Raw genomic sequence first — 17,603 nt, 5'->3', positions numbered from 1 at the left:
GGAATATCTGGTTCTGTCTTCCTCTAAATGTTCAAATATAAACCTGGACATAAACCCAAGACTTTCAAGGCTTTCAACAGCTTCTTCTTCATTTGTGCCAATGGGTACAAAAACATCAGGGATAATACCTCCACCTCCGTAGACCACTTTGCCATTGGGTGTTGTAAACTTTAAAGAATCTGCCACTTTAATACTATCTACAGAAATCAGCTCGCCGTTATGATAGCGATCCGTAAATTTCTGATAATAATCCTTATTTCCATTTTTATATGTCTTTTGAATGGAACGTCCGGTAGGTGTGTAATATCTCGAAACTGTCAAACGCACAGCAGAGCCGTCGCCCAATTCCATTTCGCGCTGAACTAATCCTTTACCAAAAGATCTTCGACCTATTATTGTTCCTATATCATTGTCTTGCAGGGCACCGGCAATGATTTCACTTGCAGAGGCAGAGCGCTCGTTTATTAATACATAGACAGGTTTGTCTTCAAAACTGCCTTTTTTGGATGCGAAAGTTTTTTCTATTTCCCCTTTCTTATTCTTTGTATAAAGGATTAATTTTCCATCCCCTAAAAATTCATCAGCCAATTGCTCTGCAATTCCCAGATAACCTCCCGGGTTATCCCTAAGATCCAGAGCTAGTTTTTTTGCGCCTTGTCTTTGCAATATGCGCAATGCCATGTTAAATTCTTTATAGGTTGATTCGGCAAATCTGTTTATCTTAATATATCCCATATGGGGAGTTAGCATATAATATGCCTGAACGCTTTTTATAGGTATCCGATCCCGTTTAAGGTTTACTCTGAACATTTTGTTCTCAGATTTGCGATAAACCTTAAGTTCAACTGAAGAACCATTTTGTCCTTTTAGCCTTTCAACTATAGCATCACTGGGTAATCTTTTGCCGTAAAGGGTATCATTGCCCGCCATTAGTATTCTATCTCCGGCTTTTATCCCTTTAAGGTAACTAGGGCCTTTTTCTACAGTGCGTATTACCGTGATAGTATCTTTATACATATAAAAATTTATCCCTATCCCTACAAAATCACCCTTCATATTCTCAGCCACACGCCTCATTTCACTTTTAGGAATATAAACTGAATGAGGATCCAATTTATCCAGAATATTATTTACAGTAATATCTACAATACTATCTGTATTAATATCATCAACATACTCATAATCAATATAATCTATTAGCCTGTTGAGCTTATCCTTTTTAGAATTTGTAGTAAATAATTTCTCAGGCGTATCGTTAAAGTGAAGTTTACCACCCACAAAGATTCCAAGCGATAAAGCAAGGGCAATAATTGTTGGCCATATGTAAAAATGTTTCTTCATTCGTTCAATTATAATTTAAATAGCATCTTCAATTGAAGGCAGGTGTCGCAATTCCACGCCGGCCCTTTTTAGAAAATCCAGCCCTGAATTATCCTTATACGCAATCTGATATACCACTCGTTTTATTCCGGATTGGTGAATAAGCTTGCTGCATTCTCTGCAAGGCGACAAAGTTATGTATAAGGTAGCTCCTTCACAAGACTGAGTTGAAGAAGCTACTTTAGATAGGGCATTTGCTTCGGCATGTAAAACATACCATTTGGTATATCCTTCTTCATCCTCACAAAAATTCTCAAATCCGGTAGGTGTTCCATTATACCCATCAGAGATAATCATCCTATCCTTAACCACAATAGCTCCAACTTGCTTTCGTTTGCAATAGGATAATTTCCCCCATTCATGAGCCATTCTCAAATAAGCCTTATCGTATTTTTCCTGTTTACTTTGTCTCACCAAACAGAATCATTTTATGCACCATTTTATTCAGGCAAAGCACTAAGATACCTGCTTTACCAAAGTCCCACAACCTTATACGGTTAATTTTTGTTTAAAACCGTTGTATGGTATAAAAACATTTCAGTCTTTAGCGCAGAACATATGCCATAGGATATGCGCTCTTACCAGGGCCATCCATCTATTAACATGGGTATTGAAAGTAAAATTATGGCCGACAAAATTAATACTGTGAATACCGCCCTTTTAACTCCAAGTTTATTTTGAAAGATAAAGGCCAGTATTAGGACTGCAAATATTACTATAATCTGTGAAATTTCTATTCCACACGCAAAACCCAACAGAGGTCCTATTTTTTCTTCTTCTTCGCTCATCAGCATATTGAAGTAATTAGAGAATCCAAATCCGTGTATTAAACCAAAAAAAGTAGTGCTGAATTCAAGTAGATATCCCCTGTTTCCAGATTGCACTGCAAAAACCTGAAACATATTATAAGCGGAAGTTAATAAAATGGTCAATGGAATTAAAAATTCAACTAATCCCACATCAGCCTTAACAATAGAATAAGCAGATAATGCTAAGGAAAGACAATGTGCAATGGTAAATAATGTAGCCAGTACAACAACTTTCTTCCAGTGTTTAAAAGTAAAAGGAACCGTTAAGGCAGTCAGAAATAATACATGATCATACGCTCCCCAATCTAAGACATGGTTAATACCAAGTTTGCAATAGAACCAAAAATCATACATTTCTTATATTTTAATATACAAGGTTTTAGCGTTCAAGCTGCCGGTTGGCACAGAAACTTTCGGATTTCAAAGCCAGCCCTAGATTCCCCTTTCCTTTTGAATTTGTTCATAGGCCCTCTGAACTTCCTTAAACTTTTCCTCTGCGCCCTTTTTAATGGCTTCATTCTCCGTGATTACTTTATCCGGATGATACTTTTTCGCCATTTTCCGATATGCCTTTTTTACCTCATCATCTGAAGCCGCTTTTTCTATTTCCAATATTTTGTAGGCATTGTCGGCAGATTTAATAAACATCGCCTTAATACTTTCAAAATCAATCCTTCCAACCCTCAGGTAACGAGCTATCTCCTTTATTTTCTCTATTTCCAAATGGCTAACAGCACCATCGGCCTGGGCAATACCAAAAAGAAAATGTAATAATTGTAACCGAACTTCATAGCGGGTACGCTGGTTCAGATAAGTGCAGATGCGTTGGGCAGATACCTCCCTGTTTTTTATTACTTCATTAAATGTTCGAAAAATAGCATTGGCCTTTTCTTTGCCGTATGTGCTTAGAAAATATTGTCTGACATAGTCTAATTCGCGCTGACTTACTTGTCCATCTGCTTTAATAACAATAGAACAAAGAGAAAGTAGATTTAGCTCAAAATCTGCCGGAGACACTTTTTGTCTGGTAAAATCACTGAATACAGTTCTTCCTCCCGAACTACTATTTAGATTATCTATAAAGCTCCCAACTAAAAAGCCCAAAATAGCTCCGGGTAAACGAAAAAGAAAATAACCTAATATTGCGGCGAACCACCTAATCATGATCTTAGTAAAATTTGCGCAAATATAGAATAATATGAAGGAATACCTTACTTAAAGAATGGTTAAGCTTTGCACTATTGATATTACAATTTCACTATCTTTGCGACTAGTTTAATTAAAAAAATGCTTATGTATCCTGAAGAATTAGTAAAACCAATGAGAGCAGATCTGGCATCAGCCGGGTTCGAAGAATTATATACAGCAGAGTCAGTTGAAAATGCTATAAAGCAAGAAGGTACAACCCTTGTGGTTGTGAATTCTGTATGTGGCTGTGCTGCTGCAAATGCAAGACCAGCTGCGAAGTTAAGTCTGGAAAATGGTAAAAAACCTGACCATCTTATAACGGTTTTTGCCGGGGTAGATACGGAAGCAGTAGACGCTGCAAGAAATCTTATGATTCCGTTTCCTCCATCATCACCCAGTATGGCTTTGTTTAAAAATGGAGAATTGGTTCATATGATTGAAAGACATCATATAGAAGGAAGACCTGCAGAATTAATTTCGCAGAACTTAATGCAGGCCTACGAGGAATTCTGTTAACAGCTAATATACGGGTATCAGATGTTTTCATGCGTTAATTGAATTATCCATTAACGTTTACAGGATTAATTTCGAAAACCTATTTTTTTCGATCGCATAAAAAATTGTAAAAAACCACTTCTATGGAAGTGGTTTTTTATTTTTGTGTCATGCAAAAAATTTTGGCGTATCCACTTACCGTAATATATTTTATTTTCTTTGGGATAGCCCTGGTAATCTTTCATCCCATTCAATGGATTTGCTTTAATCTTTTTGGGTATAATGCACATAAAAAAAGTGTAAGTATCCTGAATTTGGTACTGCTGAGGTGTACTCATGTACTGGGAACCAGGTATACTTTTACAAATTCCTATAAAATTCCTTCAAACAGACCTTTAATTATCGTTGCGAATCATCAAAGCATGAATGATATTCCTCCTATCATATGGTTCATGCGTGCTCACCATCCCAAATTTGTAAGCAAAATTGAACTTGGGAAGGGAATCCCCAGCGTTTCCTACAATCTAAGACATGGTGGATCTGTGCTTATTGACAGAAAAGATGCCAAACAAGCCCTTTTGGAAATATCTAAACTTGGCAAATACATTGAGAAATATAATAGAAGTGCGGTCATATTCCCGGAAGGAACCAGAAGCCGAACAGGGCATCCAAAAAAATTCCAAACAACGGGCTTAAAAATACTTATGAAGCAAGCACCCTCTGCTTTGATAGTCCCTATTAGTATAAATAATTCGTGGAAAATGCTTCGTTATGGGAAATTTCCATACGGAATTGGATCGCATTTAACCTTTGAAGTTCACCAGCCTCTCGATAATAGCGGAGATCCGGAAGAATTAATTCAAAAAGTAGAACAAGTCATAACCAGTGGCGTAACTTCTTTTTAATGAACCGGAAAGCTATAATAAATAAGACTAAAAAATTTGTCAAACAGACACTTGAAGGTGCAGAAGGAGGCCACGATTGGTTTCATACAAAAAGGGTATTGGCAAATTCTATCCATATTGCCAAGAAAGAAAATGCTAATTTATTTGTGGTTCAACTAGCTGCGCTGTTACATGATATTGCAGATGCAAAATTCCATGACGGGGATGAAACCCTGGGGCCTAAAATAGCTTCCGAATTCCTGGCAGCACAGAAGGTAGACCTATTAGACAGGGAACACATAATCAAAATAATAAAATCCGTATCATTTAAGAACAGTCTATCCCCTATAGAAAATCCATTTGATTCTATAGAATTACAGATCGTGCAGGATGCAGACAGATTAGATGCTATTGGGGCCATAGGTATTGCGCGGGCCTTTAACTATGGTGGGTTTAAAAACAGGGAGCTCCATAATCCTAAAGTTCCGCCAAATATGAATATGAACAAGGAAGCGTATAAGAAGTCAAGTGCCCCTACTATCAATCACTTTTATGAAAAATTGCTTCTCTTAAAAGAAAAAATGAACACACCTACAGGGAAAAAACTTGCGGAGAACCGTCATGATTTTATGCTCAGTTACCTGGATCAATTCTACCAGGAATGGGAAGGTATAAAATAACGTCGTTTTAATTTATTGCAATTCGCTATCCCTTTTCACCAAATAATGACATGTTTCGTTATTGCGTATATTAAATTTTTAAAAGCAATAAGCCTAATTAAATAGTTTCCATTGACCCTGTTTGTATTGTTCATATAAATCACTATTTAATTTGGGAAATGATCGTCCTTCAAAATATTTCCGTTTTGCCAATTTTGCCATATCCTGAATTTGTTGAGCTATTTGACCTTCTCCTCTACCGCGCAAACCAAACCTGCTGTCATTTAAGGTTCCGCCATGGCATGATGCTATAAGATTCAATACCTTTTCTGCCCTATCGGGCATCACTTTCCTTATCCAATCTGTAAAAATAAGTCCAATTGCCCCATTCAATCTTACTACTGTATATGCAAAGGAAGTGGCGCCATGATCTGCAGCAACCTTGGCCAAATTTAAAATTTCATGACTATTTATTCCTGGTATTATAGGAGCCAGCATGGCATTAACGGGGATTTTGTTCTCAGCTAAAACTGCTATTGTTTCCAGGCGTTTTTTGATCGTTGTTGTTCTGGGTTCCAAAGTTCTTCGGGTATTTTCCGAGAGTGAAGTAAGTGAGATATTTACCCCTATAAGGCCATCATCACTCAATTTCTTTAACAAGTCCAGGTCTCTTAAGATCAAAGAATTTTTGGTGATGATCCCAACAGGATGGCGATATTTTAAAAATATTTCCAGACACGCCCTTGTAATTTTAAATTCCTGCTCTGCCGGTTGATAACAATCTGTATTTCCTGAGAGTACAATGGTTTCAGCTTTCCATTTACTACTTCTTAATTTGGATTCAAGAAGGGAAGCGGCATCTTTCTTTACCAAAATCTTTTGTTCAAAATCTAATCCGGCGCTTAAACCCCAAAATTCGTGAGTATTTCTGGCATAGCAATATATACAGCCGTGTTCGCAGCCCTGATAGGGATTCATAGAATATTCCATCCCAACATCGGGACTAGTAACTTTATTTACAATTGTTTTGGGAAAAACAGCTAAGTATTGGGTTTTGCCAGGCGTGGCCTCTTCACCTTCCTTCTTGCAATATTCAAGAAAATCTTGCTGTATTTCGTGAATGTGTTTGAGAAATTTGTTTGGAGTATTGTGTTGCGCTCCTCTTCCTTTAATAAAACCGTCTTTTTTCAATATTTGGATTTATTCCAAATTTATGGAATTATTCCTATATTGTCAATTTTATCAATTTAATTAATAGAGACATTAACTAATTGTTTTTTAGTTCCCCTTTTAGCATAGAACAATAATGCGTTGTCATTAAAATCCATTAATGGTTTAGACACCATAAGGGGTAGTCTAGCTTCTTTGTTATCTATGATTTTTTCATAACTCATTTTACCATGTTTGTCGAGTTGGATTACAAAGACATTTCTGTTCCTGCTCATGCCCTGTTTAAAAATTATCCTTTCATTATTGAGTAATTGTGGATTTTCTGCAGCGCTGCTTATAAAGAAGTACGTATTGTCGTTTTTCGTATAGGAACTATAAGATGCATATGCACCATCCCCCTGTGTTACTTCAGATTTATTAATATTTCTGGCCCAGACCATTTCACCTTTTAGGTTGAGCTTTGCACTCACTATATCATTGTGATGAAAACGTTCAACTCTTAGTCTTCCGCCACTGGAATTTGCCTGAATACTTGATGTAACAAAGTACTCCTCAGCATTGAAAAGTATATCATCATCCTTAGTGAAGTTTACATTCTTAAACACCAGATTCTTTACCTGTTCTGCATCCTCTTTACCAAACTTGTCTGCCATAAACTGATTTGAAAAAGGATTGTATTTCTTTATTTGGACTTCCAGAGTATTTGGGTCTAATTTAAAATATCCCAACCCATTATACCTGTTATCCTTTCTGTCAGCATAAAACCCAACGCAAATGAGATTTCCATTTCGCAGAATAGGCTTTAGCGCTTCTGAGTATTTCCCTGAGCCGTCAAAGGTCTGCGTTTTAGTGCCTTGTTTTGTAAGCATAATGAGTTCATACTGAAACTTTCGCTCCAGGGCTGTAAATCTTTTTTTCCTAAAATACGCTTTCCCTATAATGTATACCCGATCCATATTTGCAGAAACTGCAATATTCTCAAAAGCGTAATTCTTATCTTCTATTTCCTTGGAAAAATCCTGTTCAAATATCTTTTTGAGCGAAGCGCTAAATACGTAAATATTATGCTTATTTATTTTGCCCTTCTTGTAATGGGTGCTTATTATAAAGGAGCTCTTATCATCATTAAATAAGGCTGTAGTAGTAAACCCAGATGAAAAATTTCTATTGTAATAGTTGCGATCATAAGGTTGTTTTACCTGATCTGACTTAATTGAAAGTAACTTCTCCTGAGTAAAACGATAATCTGAAATTGGACTGCGGTGAACTACATAATCATAGGAAAATGTTTCCAGATTGTAATCCAAAAACAGCAAATACAATTGTCCGTTTTTAACATAGCCTTCTATAAAATCGGGGCCTTTTAATTTATAATTGTATTCAGAAACCAGTTCGAGGTTCTCATTATAATGTTCTATAAAATATCCCTTAGGTGTAAGGATCATACCGGTATAATAGGCTCTTACTAAAATAGTGCCACCTTTTCCATCCTCAGAAATTGAAACTAAATTGGAATATTTATATCTGTCCGCATACTTTTCCCCAAAATCATAGGAAATGGGCATTTTTTGCCCGTACATAAAACTCGCAGTAAAAACTGCCAAAAACACGATAAAACGAATTTTCATGATAAATAATGAATTTTAAGCTCATCAGGTTCCCGGAAAATCTGCCTTTCTTTTTTCTATAAAGGCAGTAGTGCCTTCCTTAAAATCGGCTGTGCCAAAACAACTGCCAAATGCATTTATTTCGGTTTCAAACCCTTTTGCATTATTCTTAAAACCCGCATTTACCGCTTTTATTGCATAAGAAATTGCAACAGGTGAGTTATTCGTTATCTTGCTTGCCATTTTTGTACAAAGTGACAATAGTTCTTCTTGAGGTACCACGTAATTTACCAAACCATAGGACAAAGCTTTTTCCGCATTAATCATTCCGGCAGTCATGATAAGTTCCAAGGCCATGCCTTTTCCAATTAATTGAGGTAAGCGTTGAGTGCCTCCATAGCCCGGAATTACTCCAAGAGAAACTTCAGGCAGACCCATTTTGGCATTATTGCTTGCAATTCTGAAATGACAGGACATGGCCAATTCCAGTCCTCCGCCAAGCGCAAATCCGTTGATAGCAGCTATGACCGGAGTACCTAAGTTCTCTATAAGATCAAAAAGGGATTTCTGCCCATTTGCAGCCAGTTCTTTGCCTTCCTTTACAGAATAATTCGCAAATTCCGAAATATCTGCGCCGGCAACAAAGGCCTTTTCACCACTGCCGGTGAGTATTATTGCTCTTATGGTTTTATCCTTGTTCAGTGTCTTAAATGCCTTACTTAAATCCTTGATTGTTGCCCTGTTTAATGCATTTAATTTTTTTGGCCTGTTTATAATTACCGTGGCCAAGCTATCATTTAGCTCAATGAGTACATTTTCAAAGTTCATAAGACATCATTTAATTAATTTATTTCTTCTTTTGGAAACAAAACAGTAAATACCGTTCCTTTTTCGGGTTGTGAAGTAAAACTTATACTGCCATTATAGGTTTCAACAATATTCTTTACCATGCCCAGACCTAAACCCATCCCACTTGATTTAGTTGTGAACTTAGGTTCAAACACCTTGTCCTTAAAACCATCCTGAATTCCAATACCATTATCTGCTACGGATATTTTTACTTTATCTCCTTCTGAGGCAACAGAGACTAATATTCGTGGTGATGCTACTTCCGGAACTGCCTGAATAGCATTCTTCACCAAATTTGTAATTACACGTATCAATTGAGTGCGGTCTAATTTGGCAATTATTTCCGCTTCATCCGCAATAAAATGTATGTACTTTTCATTGAAAATATCCAAAGCCAGTTTAACTATTTTTACAACGTTTAAATTTTCATTCTGTTGGGCCGGCATTTCCGCAAAGCTTGAAAATGCTGAAGCAATGCTGCTCATGGTATCAATTTGTTGAATCAGTGTCCCGGAGTATTCTTTAACTTTAGTATCTATATCGGGATCGTCTGCATTAAATTTTCTTTCAAAACTTTGAACACTTAAACGCATAGGAGTAAGCGGATTTTTAATTTCATGAGCTACCTGCTTTGCCATTTCGCGCCAGGCCTGTTCTCTTTCACTGCGAGCGAGTTTAGCTGCGCTGATTTCTAATTCATCAATCATGGCATTATATGAATCTATAAGTTTTCCTATTTCATGCCCGGGATTCTCAATAAGTATTTTTTCATTCCTTTTTGTAAGGTCAGTTTGAGTAATCTTATCCGAAATTGTCTGCAAAGAGCGGGTTATGTACTTTGTAATAAAATAAGCCAGAACTATGGCGATTAACAACATAAAAAGATAAACTAAAGACAATCTGATCAGGAATTCTTTGAGTTCCATATCGTTAAGAGTATTGTCCTCATAATATGGTAAATTTAATATACCAATTGGTTTAAATTTATCATCGTTTATGTATGTATATGATGCCTGGTATTTGTCGCCGGCAGCAGTATCTTCAAGTATATAGCGCTTATCCACTGCATTTGAAAGCTTTTCAATTATCTCCGAATCCAGGTGAAGGGAAATGGAATCATTTCTGAATCTTGGTTTTGAACTCTTGATTAAATTCCCCTTAAGATCATAAATATTGAAATTAAGGTTCTGGACATCGGCAATCCTGTAAATTTCATCTTTGAATATTAGTGCAAGATTTTCTGTAGTTACCGGATAGGTAGTTTCCCGCAGGGTATAAGAAATACTCTGTTTAATCTGACCTTCCTTACGCTCCAAACGGACCTGGTGATAATCCTTAGATTGCTCTCTATATTGGTAAATAGTAACTCCCGCTATTAATACCGATGCTATAAGCACCAGTAAAATCATAGTGACGAAAATTCGGGATCTAAGGGATAACTTTTTAAGCAAGGACTCCTGATTTGAGTCTAAAGATAGCAATAATCAAGCCAAAGCAGCCAATGAAATTTTCCTGATTAAACAGATTTAAGCATCAGGATTCTTATCTCTAATCCTCTTGTACAAGCGAATACCGAGCATTAGAAGAATGCCAAGAACAATAAGCCCCAATACTCCAAATATCCAATTGAAAGTGCCCTTCAATATAACCAAAAACGTAACTGCAAACAGAATTACTGTGGCTCCTTCGTTCCAAATTCTCATAAAATTGGAAGAATACTTTATTTCATCGCGCTGTAATTGCAGATATATCATATGTGTTTTCATATGATAAACAATCAGCAATACTACGAATGCCAATTTAATCAGCATCCAGGGTTGTTCTAACCACCCCGGTATTATGAGTAATAACCAGATTGCAAACACAGTACATAAAACGGCTGAAGGCCATGTAATTATATACCATAAACGTTTTGTCATTAGTTTAAGTTGATCAGAAAGTATTTCTTTATCAGGAGAAGGCTTGGCCGCTGCTTCAATATGATAAATGAATAATCTGGGTATATAAAATAAGCCAGCAAACCATGTTACTACAAATATTAGATGCAGTGCTTTAATATAATTGTAATATTCCTCCATTATTTCTCATATCTGATTGCTCCAATACCAGCCTCCCATAGCTTTTTATTATAGTCCGGAAGCTCTTTTTCCAAAAATTCTTTCCCTTGCATTTTTAATTGCTCCCATTGTTTATCTAATTCGTTTTTACGAACCCTGCTTGAAGTATTAACCCTTGGTATTGTACTATTGGTTTCGTTTAAGAGAAACAGGTATTCCGCGGTAAATTTATTTGGAAAATTTTCTACATCGTCGTAAGCTTTGGATTTTCGCTGTATCATATCCTCATCCCATTGGTTTAATTTATTATATAGGGCTATCCCAGCCTTCTTAAGATCATTATCTTCCAGATCATTTATGATGTCTTTAAGTTGTGTCTTGGCATTAAAAAGTGTATTAACCATCAGATGCATTTGGGTTACATTTCTCTCCATTTCGGTCATAAATGAATCGTAAGCATCATACTGTCCCGGCTTAGTTTCGAAACCCGGTGTTTCGAGGATATTTGCCGTTGTACTTATTGTTTTATCTCCCATCTGTAATTTTAAAGTGTAGGTTCCCGGTGGTGCCATATGGCCTCTAAAATTAGCTTCGATATATGTATCCGGGATGCCCGGAATTATTGGATAAAGCATATCCCATACAAACCTGTTTAACCCTTCATCTCTGGAAAGAACAGGTGCCGGAGGAGGACCACCGCCATTGTTTTTTTTATAATTTGGGTCTTTTTTGGAGCTAAACTTTCGAATTAGCTTGCCCTCTTCATTAAGTATTTCCAGCGTTATCTCTTCAGCTTCAGAACTCTCGGGTAATTCATAATACAGAACCACACCATTAGCAGGGTTGACTCCGTGAAATGGATTTGTTCCTTTAAAACTACTAGAATTATTACTTAAAGGGCTATCCCAGGATCCGTTGTATGAATCCTCGGGCTTCATTATTCCAATATCACTGTTTTGGGTGTTGTACTGGGCAAGTGCCCCAAGGTCATCTAAAATCCAAAAAGATCTTCCAGAAGTGGCCACTATCAAATCGCCCTGATGTACCATCAAATCCGTAATCGGAGTAATAGGTAAATTCAGTTGAAAAGGTTCCCATGAAGCTCCTCCATTCCATGAAATATAAATTCCCTTTTCCGTTCCTGCATAAAGAAGGTTTTTGCGCGAAGTATCTTCCCGAACTACTCTTGTAAATGACCCGTAAGGGATTCCTGAACTAATATTTATCCAGTTTTTACCGTAATCTGTGGTCTTGTAAAGGGCTGGAGTATAGTCATTGAACTTGTAACGCGTAGTTGCAATATAGGCTGTAGCCGGGTCATGGGGAGAAACATCAATAGCGTTAATTAAACACTCCCTGAGACCTTTAGGAGTGACATTTTCCCAGGTATCTCCGCCATTTCTGGTTAAATGAACAAGACCATCATCACTTCCTGTCCAAAGCACTCCTTTTTCATGAGGCGATTCAATCATATGGGCAATTGTACCATAATTTTCAGCACCTACCGCTTCAACGGTATAAGGCCCACCTCCTTTGCCTTGTTTTTCGTCCATATTACGGGTTAGGTCGGGAGAAATTTCCTCCCAGTTAAGACCTTTATCTCTTGTACGTAACACTAATTGGGCACAATGATAAAAAGTGTCGGGTTCATGCTGTGATTTTATTATTGGCGCACTCCAGTTATATAGGTATTTCATGTCCCTGGCGGCTCTTCCCAAATATTGAATAGGAGCTGCCATTATTTTTGTTTCAGACTTGGTATCCATATCAAGTAATTCAATAGTGCCCAGATAATTGCCCCCCATAACATACCTGGGATTATCAGGGTCGAATGCAAGAAAAGCACTTTCACCACCTGCAGCATAAGTCCAATCCCTTTCCGTAATACCCTCTCGTCCCAACGAAAGACTTGCAATTCTAACAGAGGAATTGTCTTGTTGTCCGCCATAAATATTATAGGGAAAAAGTCTATCAGCATTTATTCGGTAAATTTGAGCGGTAGGCATTATATCCTGGGTAGACCATGTTTTACCGCTATTATAGGTGATGGCGGCACCACCATCGTTAGCTATAACCATGTTTTTTGAATTATCCGGATTTATCCACAGATCATGGTAATCACCATGCGTGCCCGTTATCAATTCCCATGTTTTTCCCCCATCAATAGATCGGTAGGTAGAAGCGCTTAAGACATAAACTGTATTTTCATCATTAGGATCCGGAAACACTTCAATATAATACCAGGCGCGTTGCACTAATCTGTTATCGCCACTTACCATGGTCCAGGAATTCCCTGCATCCTCAGAAACAAACAACCCTCCTTTATCCTGATTAGAATCACTTTCAATTAGGGCATATACTTTAGCAGAATTGGCCGGACTTACGGCAATAGCCATTTTACCCTTTTCTTCCGGCAGTCCTTCGTTTATTTCGAACCAATTTTCTCCACCGTCAACAGATTTATAAAGTCCGCTTCCGGAGCCTCCGCTAATAACGATATGCGGTTTCCTTTGATGGTGCCACATTGCTGCATAAAGCACTTCCGGTGTATTGGGATCCATTGAAAGTTCTGAACATCCGGTAAGTGTATTTACAAATAATACTTGCTCCCAGTTTTCACCACCATCTACAGATTTATAAATTCCGCGTTCTTCATTCGGACCATATAGTGCTCCCTGAGCTGCCACATAAACTATATCCGGATTTTTAGGGTGAATAACAATTCGCGAGATATGTTGTGTTTTGCTCAGCCCTAACTTTTTCCATGTTTTCCCGGCATCTGTAGATTTATAAACCCCATCACCATAAGAGGTCATAACTCCTCGCGGTGCGTGCTCTCCCATACCACAGTAAACAACATTGGGGTCTGAGGGAGAAACAGCAACTGCGCCCACGGAGCCTGTTTCAAAAAACCCATCCGATATATTTTCCCATCGTTGACCTGCATCGGAAGTTTTCCAAAGACCACCTCCTGTAGTTCCCATATAATATGTTAATGGATCTCCAATAACACCAACTGCGGTTACTGATCTGCCTCCTCGAAAAGGACCGATATTTCGATATTTAAGGGGTTTAAAATAAGTCTCCGCATCCTGAGCCAAACCCAGACTTAAGGTAAATACAAAAACAAGCAATACATAAATATTTTTCATTCTTAGGGTGTATTATTTTATATGAATTTTTATTCTTCGATAAATAGGTAATTAAGCTTTAAGTCGTTAAAAGCCTTATTAAATTCCTTGATCTCCCTATCAACCATTGCATCAAAAGTTTTTAATTGTGCATTGATCTTCGTGGTCAATTCGTTTTTAACAGCAATATCCTGATCTGTTGGGGGGAAATCATCAATGGAGACCAAACTATTTAAATGAGCCAGTTTATTAGTAAGCCGAATTGGAAAATTTAAAGGATCCTGTCCGCTACGGTTTTTAGTTTGATAAAGTGCCTTTTCAATCTCCTCAAATCCCTTTTTCATTTCCGTGGCTTTCTCCACTAAATCCTCTGTTGTGGAATTACCTTTATATTGTTTTGTAAAAGCACTTAACTGGGATGTGATTTTGCGTATCTTTTTTATGGATTTATGTGCCTTATCTATTGTAGAATTTATATCGCTTATAAAATCATATTGCTTTTGCATATCAGCTAATGAAACTTCGGCTCTAGGATCTGGTAAAATAGTGAACGTTTCAGAGAAAGTCGTGCCATTCCTGTTCAAATAAACTTTGTAAGAGCCCGGAACAGCTTTTGCCCCATCAAGGTTAGCAGACCATAAAATCATTCCCTCCAGTTTTTCTGCTCCTTCTCCACGTGTATCCCAGACATGGGTATTTCCTCCATTTTCGACTTCCAACTTATTTTCTTTTTTATCGCTATAAGTAGTAAAATTAGCCAGTGTATCCCCCGCCATGGACATATATGTTAGTGCAATACTATCTTTCTTGTCCCAGTCTTTTAAGTAAAACTGAGTCATCACTCCGGCCGGATGGTTTTGTCCTTCTGTTTTAGAAGGTTCACTGGCTGCCCGGCCTTTAGTCCTGTATGGATCCTTGGGTTTAAAAAGTATTGTAGTAGCATTTTTTTTAGCTGAATCAAGCTGATGCAGAACTGTAAGGTCATCTATAATCCATAAACTGCGACCCTGAGTTGCCACAATAAGTTTATCATCCTTTAGGGTAAGATCGGTTATGGGAACAATTGGTAAATTAAGTTGAAAAGCCTGCCAGTTTTGCCCATCATTAAAACTAATATACATTCCGGTTTCTGTTCCCGCATAAAGCAATCCCTTTCTTTTTGGATCCTCACGAAGAACTCTTGTAAAGTGTTCGTTATTTATACCGTTCGTTATTTTTGTCCAGGTTTTTCCAAAATCACTGGTTTTGTAAAGGTATGGTTTAAAGTCTCCCAGCTTATAGCGCGTAGCTGCCACATAGCAGGTTCCCTCATCAAAAGCAGAAGGCTCAATACTGTTTACCATACTCCATTCCGGCATATTTGAAGGTGTTACATTCTCCCAACTTTCACCACCGTTTTTCGATACATGTATAAGTCCGTCATCACTTCCCACCCATAGTAAACCTTCTTTAAGCGGACTTTCATTAGCCGCGAAAATAGTACAATAGTACTCAACTCCTGTGTTATCCTGTGTTATTGGCCCTCCACTGGAAACAAGTTTCGCCGGATCATTTCTGGTTAAATCATCACTCAGTAATTCCCAGCTTTGTCCCTCGTTCTCACTTAGATGTACATGATTGGAAAAGGTGTATAATTTTTTAGGATCGTGTTTGCTGAAAATGATAGGAAAGTTCCATTGAAAACGGTATTTCATTCCCTCTGCACCATATCCCATTGGATTATCCGGCCATACATTCACACCGCGAACAGTTCCTGTCTTATGATTTACCCTTGTTAAAAAGCCACCATAACTACCTCCATAAACAATGTCGTTATCTAAAGGGTCTACAGCAATGTGAGCAGACTCACCACCGGCTGTTTCTTCCCAATCATCTTCACCAATACTGCTGCCATCACTTCGGTGTTTAATACGGATTGTTGAATTGTCCTGCTGGGCAACATATATTCGAAACGGAAAATCGTTATCTGTGGTTACCCTGTAAAACTGAGCTGTAGGTTGATTGTAATAGGTACTCCATGTTTGACCTCCATCATAAGAAATCTGAGCTCCTCCATCATCTCCAATAATCATCCGCTGCGAATTTTCCGGGGCTATCCACAAGTCGTGATGATCCCCATGCGGAGCATTAAAGGTGTTGAAAGACTTACCCCCATCTGTAGATTTATGGTAACGTACATTTAAAACATAAACAACATCTTCGTCCTCGGTATCGGCATATAACCTTGTATAATACCACGCTCTTTGTCTTAACTTTCTTTCACTGTTAACCTGTGTCCATTTATTTCCCCCGTCTTCACTCCGATAAAGACCCCCTTTTTCTTTTTGTTCAACAATGGCCCAGACACGTTCTGAATTCTTAGGTGATACAGTTACACCAATAATTCCCAAAGTGTCCTTAGGAAAACCTTCGTTTTTTGAAATTTCACTCCATGTTTCCCCGCTATCGGTACTTTTCCATAAAGCAGAACCTTTTCCACCGCTGCTCAGGCTATAAGGTGTTCTTTTTGCTCTCCAAGTAGACGCATACAATATTCGCGGATTATTTGGATCCATAATAAGGTCTACCGCGCCTGCCTGCTCATTTACAAAAAGAGTTTTACGCCAGGTAATACCGCCGTCTGTGGTCTTATATATGCCCCGATCCTGAGTTGGCTTATAAATATTCCCTAATACCGCGGCATACACTATATCCGGATTATCCGGATGTATACGAATTCTAGGTACATGCCTGCTTTTCTCAAGACCAACGGACTTCCATGTCTTACCGGCATCCTCAGTCTTCCAGATACCATAACCAGAAGATACATTCCCCCGCAATGTTTTTTCACCCCCGCCAACATAAATTACATTTGGATCACTTTTAGCTACTTCTACTGCACCAATACTACCCCCAAAAAACCCATCTGAAATATTTTCCCAACTCCTGCCTCCATCAATTGTTTTCCAAACACCACCTCCGGCAGCACCAAAATAAAATAGATTAGGTTCTTCCGGTACTCCGGTGACCGCTGCAGAACGCCCACCGCGAAAAGGGCCAACTAATCTATATTCAAGGCTAGAATACAAGGCTTCCTGGTATTCAAACTGGGTACTCGAAGAGGCTCTTTTTTTTTGAGCATTTGTTAAAGAGATGGCTGATAAAGCAATTAAAATAAAAAGGCTGGCCTTAGCCGAAAAGATTTTCATATTGAGTTTATTTCAAAGATGCGCTAATGTAGGAAAAAACTCGGTAATTGAGAATCAAGAGTCTGCGCAGATAATTGTAGTTGATCATTCAAATTAGTTCTATTCCTTGTTAATTTATAACTTTTGATCAGCTACTATTTGATCCGTTTGTACAGAAATATTCCCTAATTTTAGCTAAGTCAAATT

Annotated in this window: 14 protein-coding genes; 3 read left to right on the top strand and 11 right to left on the bottom strand. The window is 37.9% G+C overall.

Annotated elements, in window-relative coordinates; all coding sequences use genetic code 11:
- The 4 genes from Q0X89_RS09210 to Q0X89_RS09195 form a co-directional block, all read right to left on the bottom strand.
- The coding region (locus Q0X89_RS09210; RefSeq protein ID WP_297693389.1) for a S41 family peptidase at window positions 1-1,341 on the bottom strand (1,341 nt) is incomplete at its 3' end.
- Window positions 1,342-1,356: 15 nt separating this feature from the next.
- Complete coding sequence (locus tag Q0X89_RS09205; RefSeq protein ID WP_297693386.1) at window positions 1,357-1,794, bottom strand: dCMP deaminase family protein; 438 nt, start codon at window positions 1,792-1,794, stop codon at window positions 1,357-1,359.
- Window positions 1,795-1,958: 164 nt separating this feature from the next.
- Window positions 1,959-2,543 carry a HupE/UreJ family protein gene (locus Q0X89_RS09200; protein WP_297693384.1) on the bottom strand — a complete coding sequence of 195 codons (585 nt, stop codon included), beginning with the start codon at window positions 2,541-2,543 and terminating at the stop codon, window positions 1,959-1,961.
- Between the two features lie 78 nt (window positions 2,544-2,621).
- Entirely contained in the window at window positions 2,622-3,353 is a 732-nt protein-coding gene (locus Q0X89_RS09195; RefSeq protein ID WP_297693382.1) for a TerB family tellurite resistance protein, read from the bottom strand.
- Window positions 3,354-3,482: 129 nt separating this feature from the next.
- On the opposite strand from Q0X89_RS09195, the gene Q0X89_RS09190 reads away from it, so the two are divergent.
- The 3 genes from Q0X89_RS09190 (at window position 3,483) to Q0X89_RS09180 (ending at window position 5,436) form a co-directional block, all read left to right on the top strand.
- On the top strand, window positions 3,483-3,893 hold the full coding sequence (locus Q0X89_RS09190) for a BrxA/BrxB family bacilliredoxin (protein ID WP_297693380.1): 411 nt from the start codon (window positions 3,483-3,485) through the stop codon (window positions 3,891-3,893).
- 149 nt (window positions 3,894-4,042) lie between these two features.
- The gene (locus Q0X89_RS09185; RefSeq protein ID WP_297693378.1) at window positions 4,043-4,777 is read left to right on the top strand and encodes a 1-acyl-sn-glycerol-3-phosphate acyltransferase; all 735 of its coding nucleotides are present in this window, start codon (window positions 4,043-4,045) and stop codon (window positions 4,775-4,777) included.
- The gene (locus Q0X89_RS09180; protein WP_297693376.1) at window positions 4,777-5,436 is read left to right on the top strand and encodes an HD domain-containing protein; all 660 of its coding nucleotides are present in this window, start codon (window positions 4,777-4,779) and stop codon (window positions 5,434-5,436) included. The genes Q0X89_RS09185 and Q0X89_RS09180 overlap by 1 nt, the downstream gene beginning before the upstream one ends.
- A gap of 93 nt (window positions 5,437-5,529) precedes the next feature.
- Here Q0X89_RS09180 and Q0X89_RS09175 read toward each other — a convergent pair whose 3' ends face one another.
- From Q0X89_RS09175 to Q0X89_RS09145, 7 genes are all read right to left on the bottom strand, one after another.
- Window positions 5,530-6,606: a PA0069 family radical SAM protein gene (locus tag Q0X89_RS09175; RefSeq protein WP_297693373.1), complete on the bottom strand. Its 1,077-nt coding sequence runs from the start codon at window positions 6,604-6,606 to the stop codon at window positions 5,530-5,532.
- 56 nt (window positions 6,607-6,662) lie between these two features.
- Complete coding sequence (locus Q0X89_RS09170; protein ID WP_297693371.1) at window positions 6,663-8,213, bottom strand: hypothetical protein; 1,551 nt, start codon at window positions 8,211-8,213, stop codon at window positions 6,663-6,665.
- 24 nt (window positions 8,214-8,237) lie between these two features.
- Window positions 8,238-9,020: an enoyl-CoA hydratase-related protein gene (locus Q0X89_RS09165; protein WP_297693369.1), complete on the bottom strand. Its 783-nt coding sequence runs from the start codon at window positions 9,018-9,020 to the stop codon at window positions 8,238-8,240.
- Window positions 9,021-9,034: 14 nt separating this feature from the next.
- Window positions 9,035-10,450 (bottom strand): HAMP domain-containing sensor histidine kinase, encoded by a 1,416-nt coding sequence (locus Q0X89_RS09160; RefSeq protein WP_297693367.1) that lies wholly within the window; start codon window positions 10,448-10,450, stop codon window positions 9,035-9,037.
- A gap of 117 nt (window positions 10,451-10,567) precedes the next feature.
- Complete coding sequence (locus tag Q0X89_RS09155; RefSeq protein ID WP_297693365.1) at window positions 10,568-11,119, bottom strand: CopD family protein; 552 nt, start codon at window positions 11,117-11,119, stop codon at window positions 10,568-10,570.
- Window positions 11,119-14,250, bottom strand: coding sequence for a glycosyl hydrolase (locus tag Q0X89_RS09150; RefSeq protein ID WP_297693363.1), 3,132 nt, complete (start codon window positions 14,248-14,250; stop codon window positions 11,119-11,121). Before Q0X89_RS09150 ends, Q0X89_RS09155 begins: the two co-directional genes overlap by 1 nt.
- A 29-nt stretch (window positions 14,251-14,279) precedes the next feature.
- Complete coding sequence (locus Q0X89_RS09145; RefSeq protein ID WP_297693361.1) at window positions 14,280-17,417, bottom strand: glycosyl hydrolase; 3,138 nt, start codon at window positions 17,415-17,417, stop codon at window positions 14,280-14,282.
- Window positions 17,418-17,603 lie beyond the last annotated feature (186 nt).

Source organism: uncultured Eudoraea sp. (assembly GCF_947258525.1).
Lineage (GTDB): Bacteria > Bacteroidota > Bacteroidia > Flavobacteriales > Flavobacteriaceae > Eudoraea.
This window is presented reverse-complemented; position numbering and strand designations above follow the sequence as displayed.

Bases quoted from the DNA above. Each gene is read 5' to 3' on its own strand.
- Q0X89_RS09170 (WP_297693371.1), bottom strand. From the start codon at position 8,213: ATGAAAATTCGTTTTATCGTGTTTTTGGCAGTTTTTACTGCGAGTTTT.
- Q0X89_RS09165 (WP_297693369.1), bottom strand. From the start codon at position 9,020: ATGAACTTTGAAAATGTACTCATTGAGCTAAATGATAGCTTGGCCACG.
- Q0X89_RS09160 (WP_297693367.1), bottom strand. From the start codon at position 10,450: ATGATTTTACTGGTGCTTATAGCATCGGTATTAATAGCGGGAGTTACT.
- Q0X89_RS09180 (WP_297693376.1), top strand. From the start codon at position 4,777: ATGAACCGGAAAGCTATAATAAATAAGACTAAAAAATTTGTCAAACAG.
- Q0X89_RS09145 (WP_297693361.1), bottom strand. From the start codon at position 17,417: ATGAAAATCTTTTCGGCTAAGGCCAGCCTTTTTATTTTAATTGCTTTA.
- Q0X89_RS09195 (WP_297693382.1), bottom strand. From the start codon at position 3,353: ATGATTAGGTGGTTCGCCGCAATATTAGGTTATTTTCTTTTTCGTTTA.
- Q0X89_RS09155 (WP_297693365.1), bottom strand. From the start codon at position 11,119: ATGGAGGAATATTACAATTATATTAAAGCACTGCATCTAATATTTGTA.
- Q0X89_RS09200 (WP_297693384.1), bottom strand. From the start codon at position 2,543: ATGTATGATTTTTGGTTCTATTGCAAACTTGGTATTAACCATGTCTTA.
- Q0X89_RS09190 (WP_297693380.1), top strand. From the start codon at position 3,483: ATGTATCCTGAAGAATTAGTAAAACCAATGAGAGCAGATCTGGCATCA.
- Q0X89_RS09150 (WP_297693363.1), bottom strand. From the start codon at position 14,250: ATGAAAAATATTTATGTATTGCTTGTTTTTGTATTTACCTTAAGTCTG.
- Q0X89_RS09185 (WP_297693378.1), top strand. From the start codon at position 4,043: ATGCAAAAAATTTTGGCGTATCCACTTACCGTAATATATTTTATTTTC.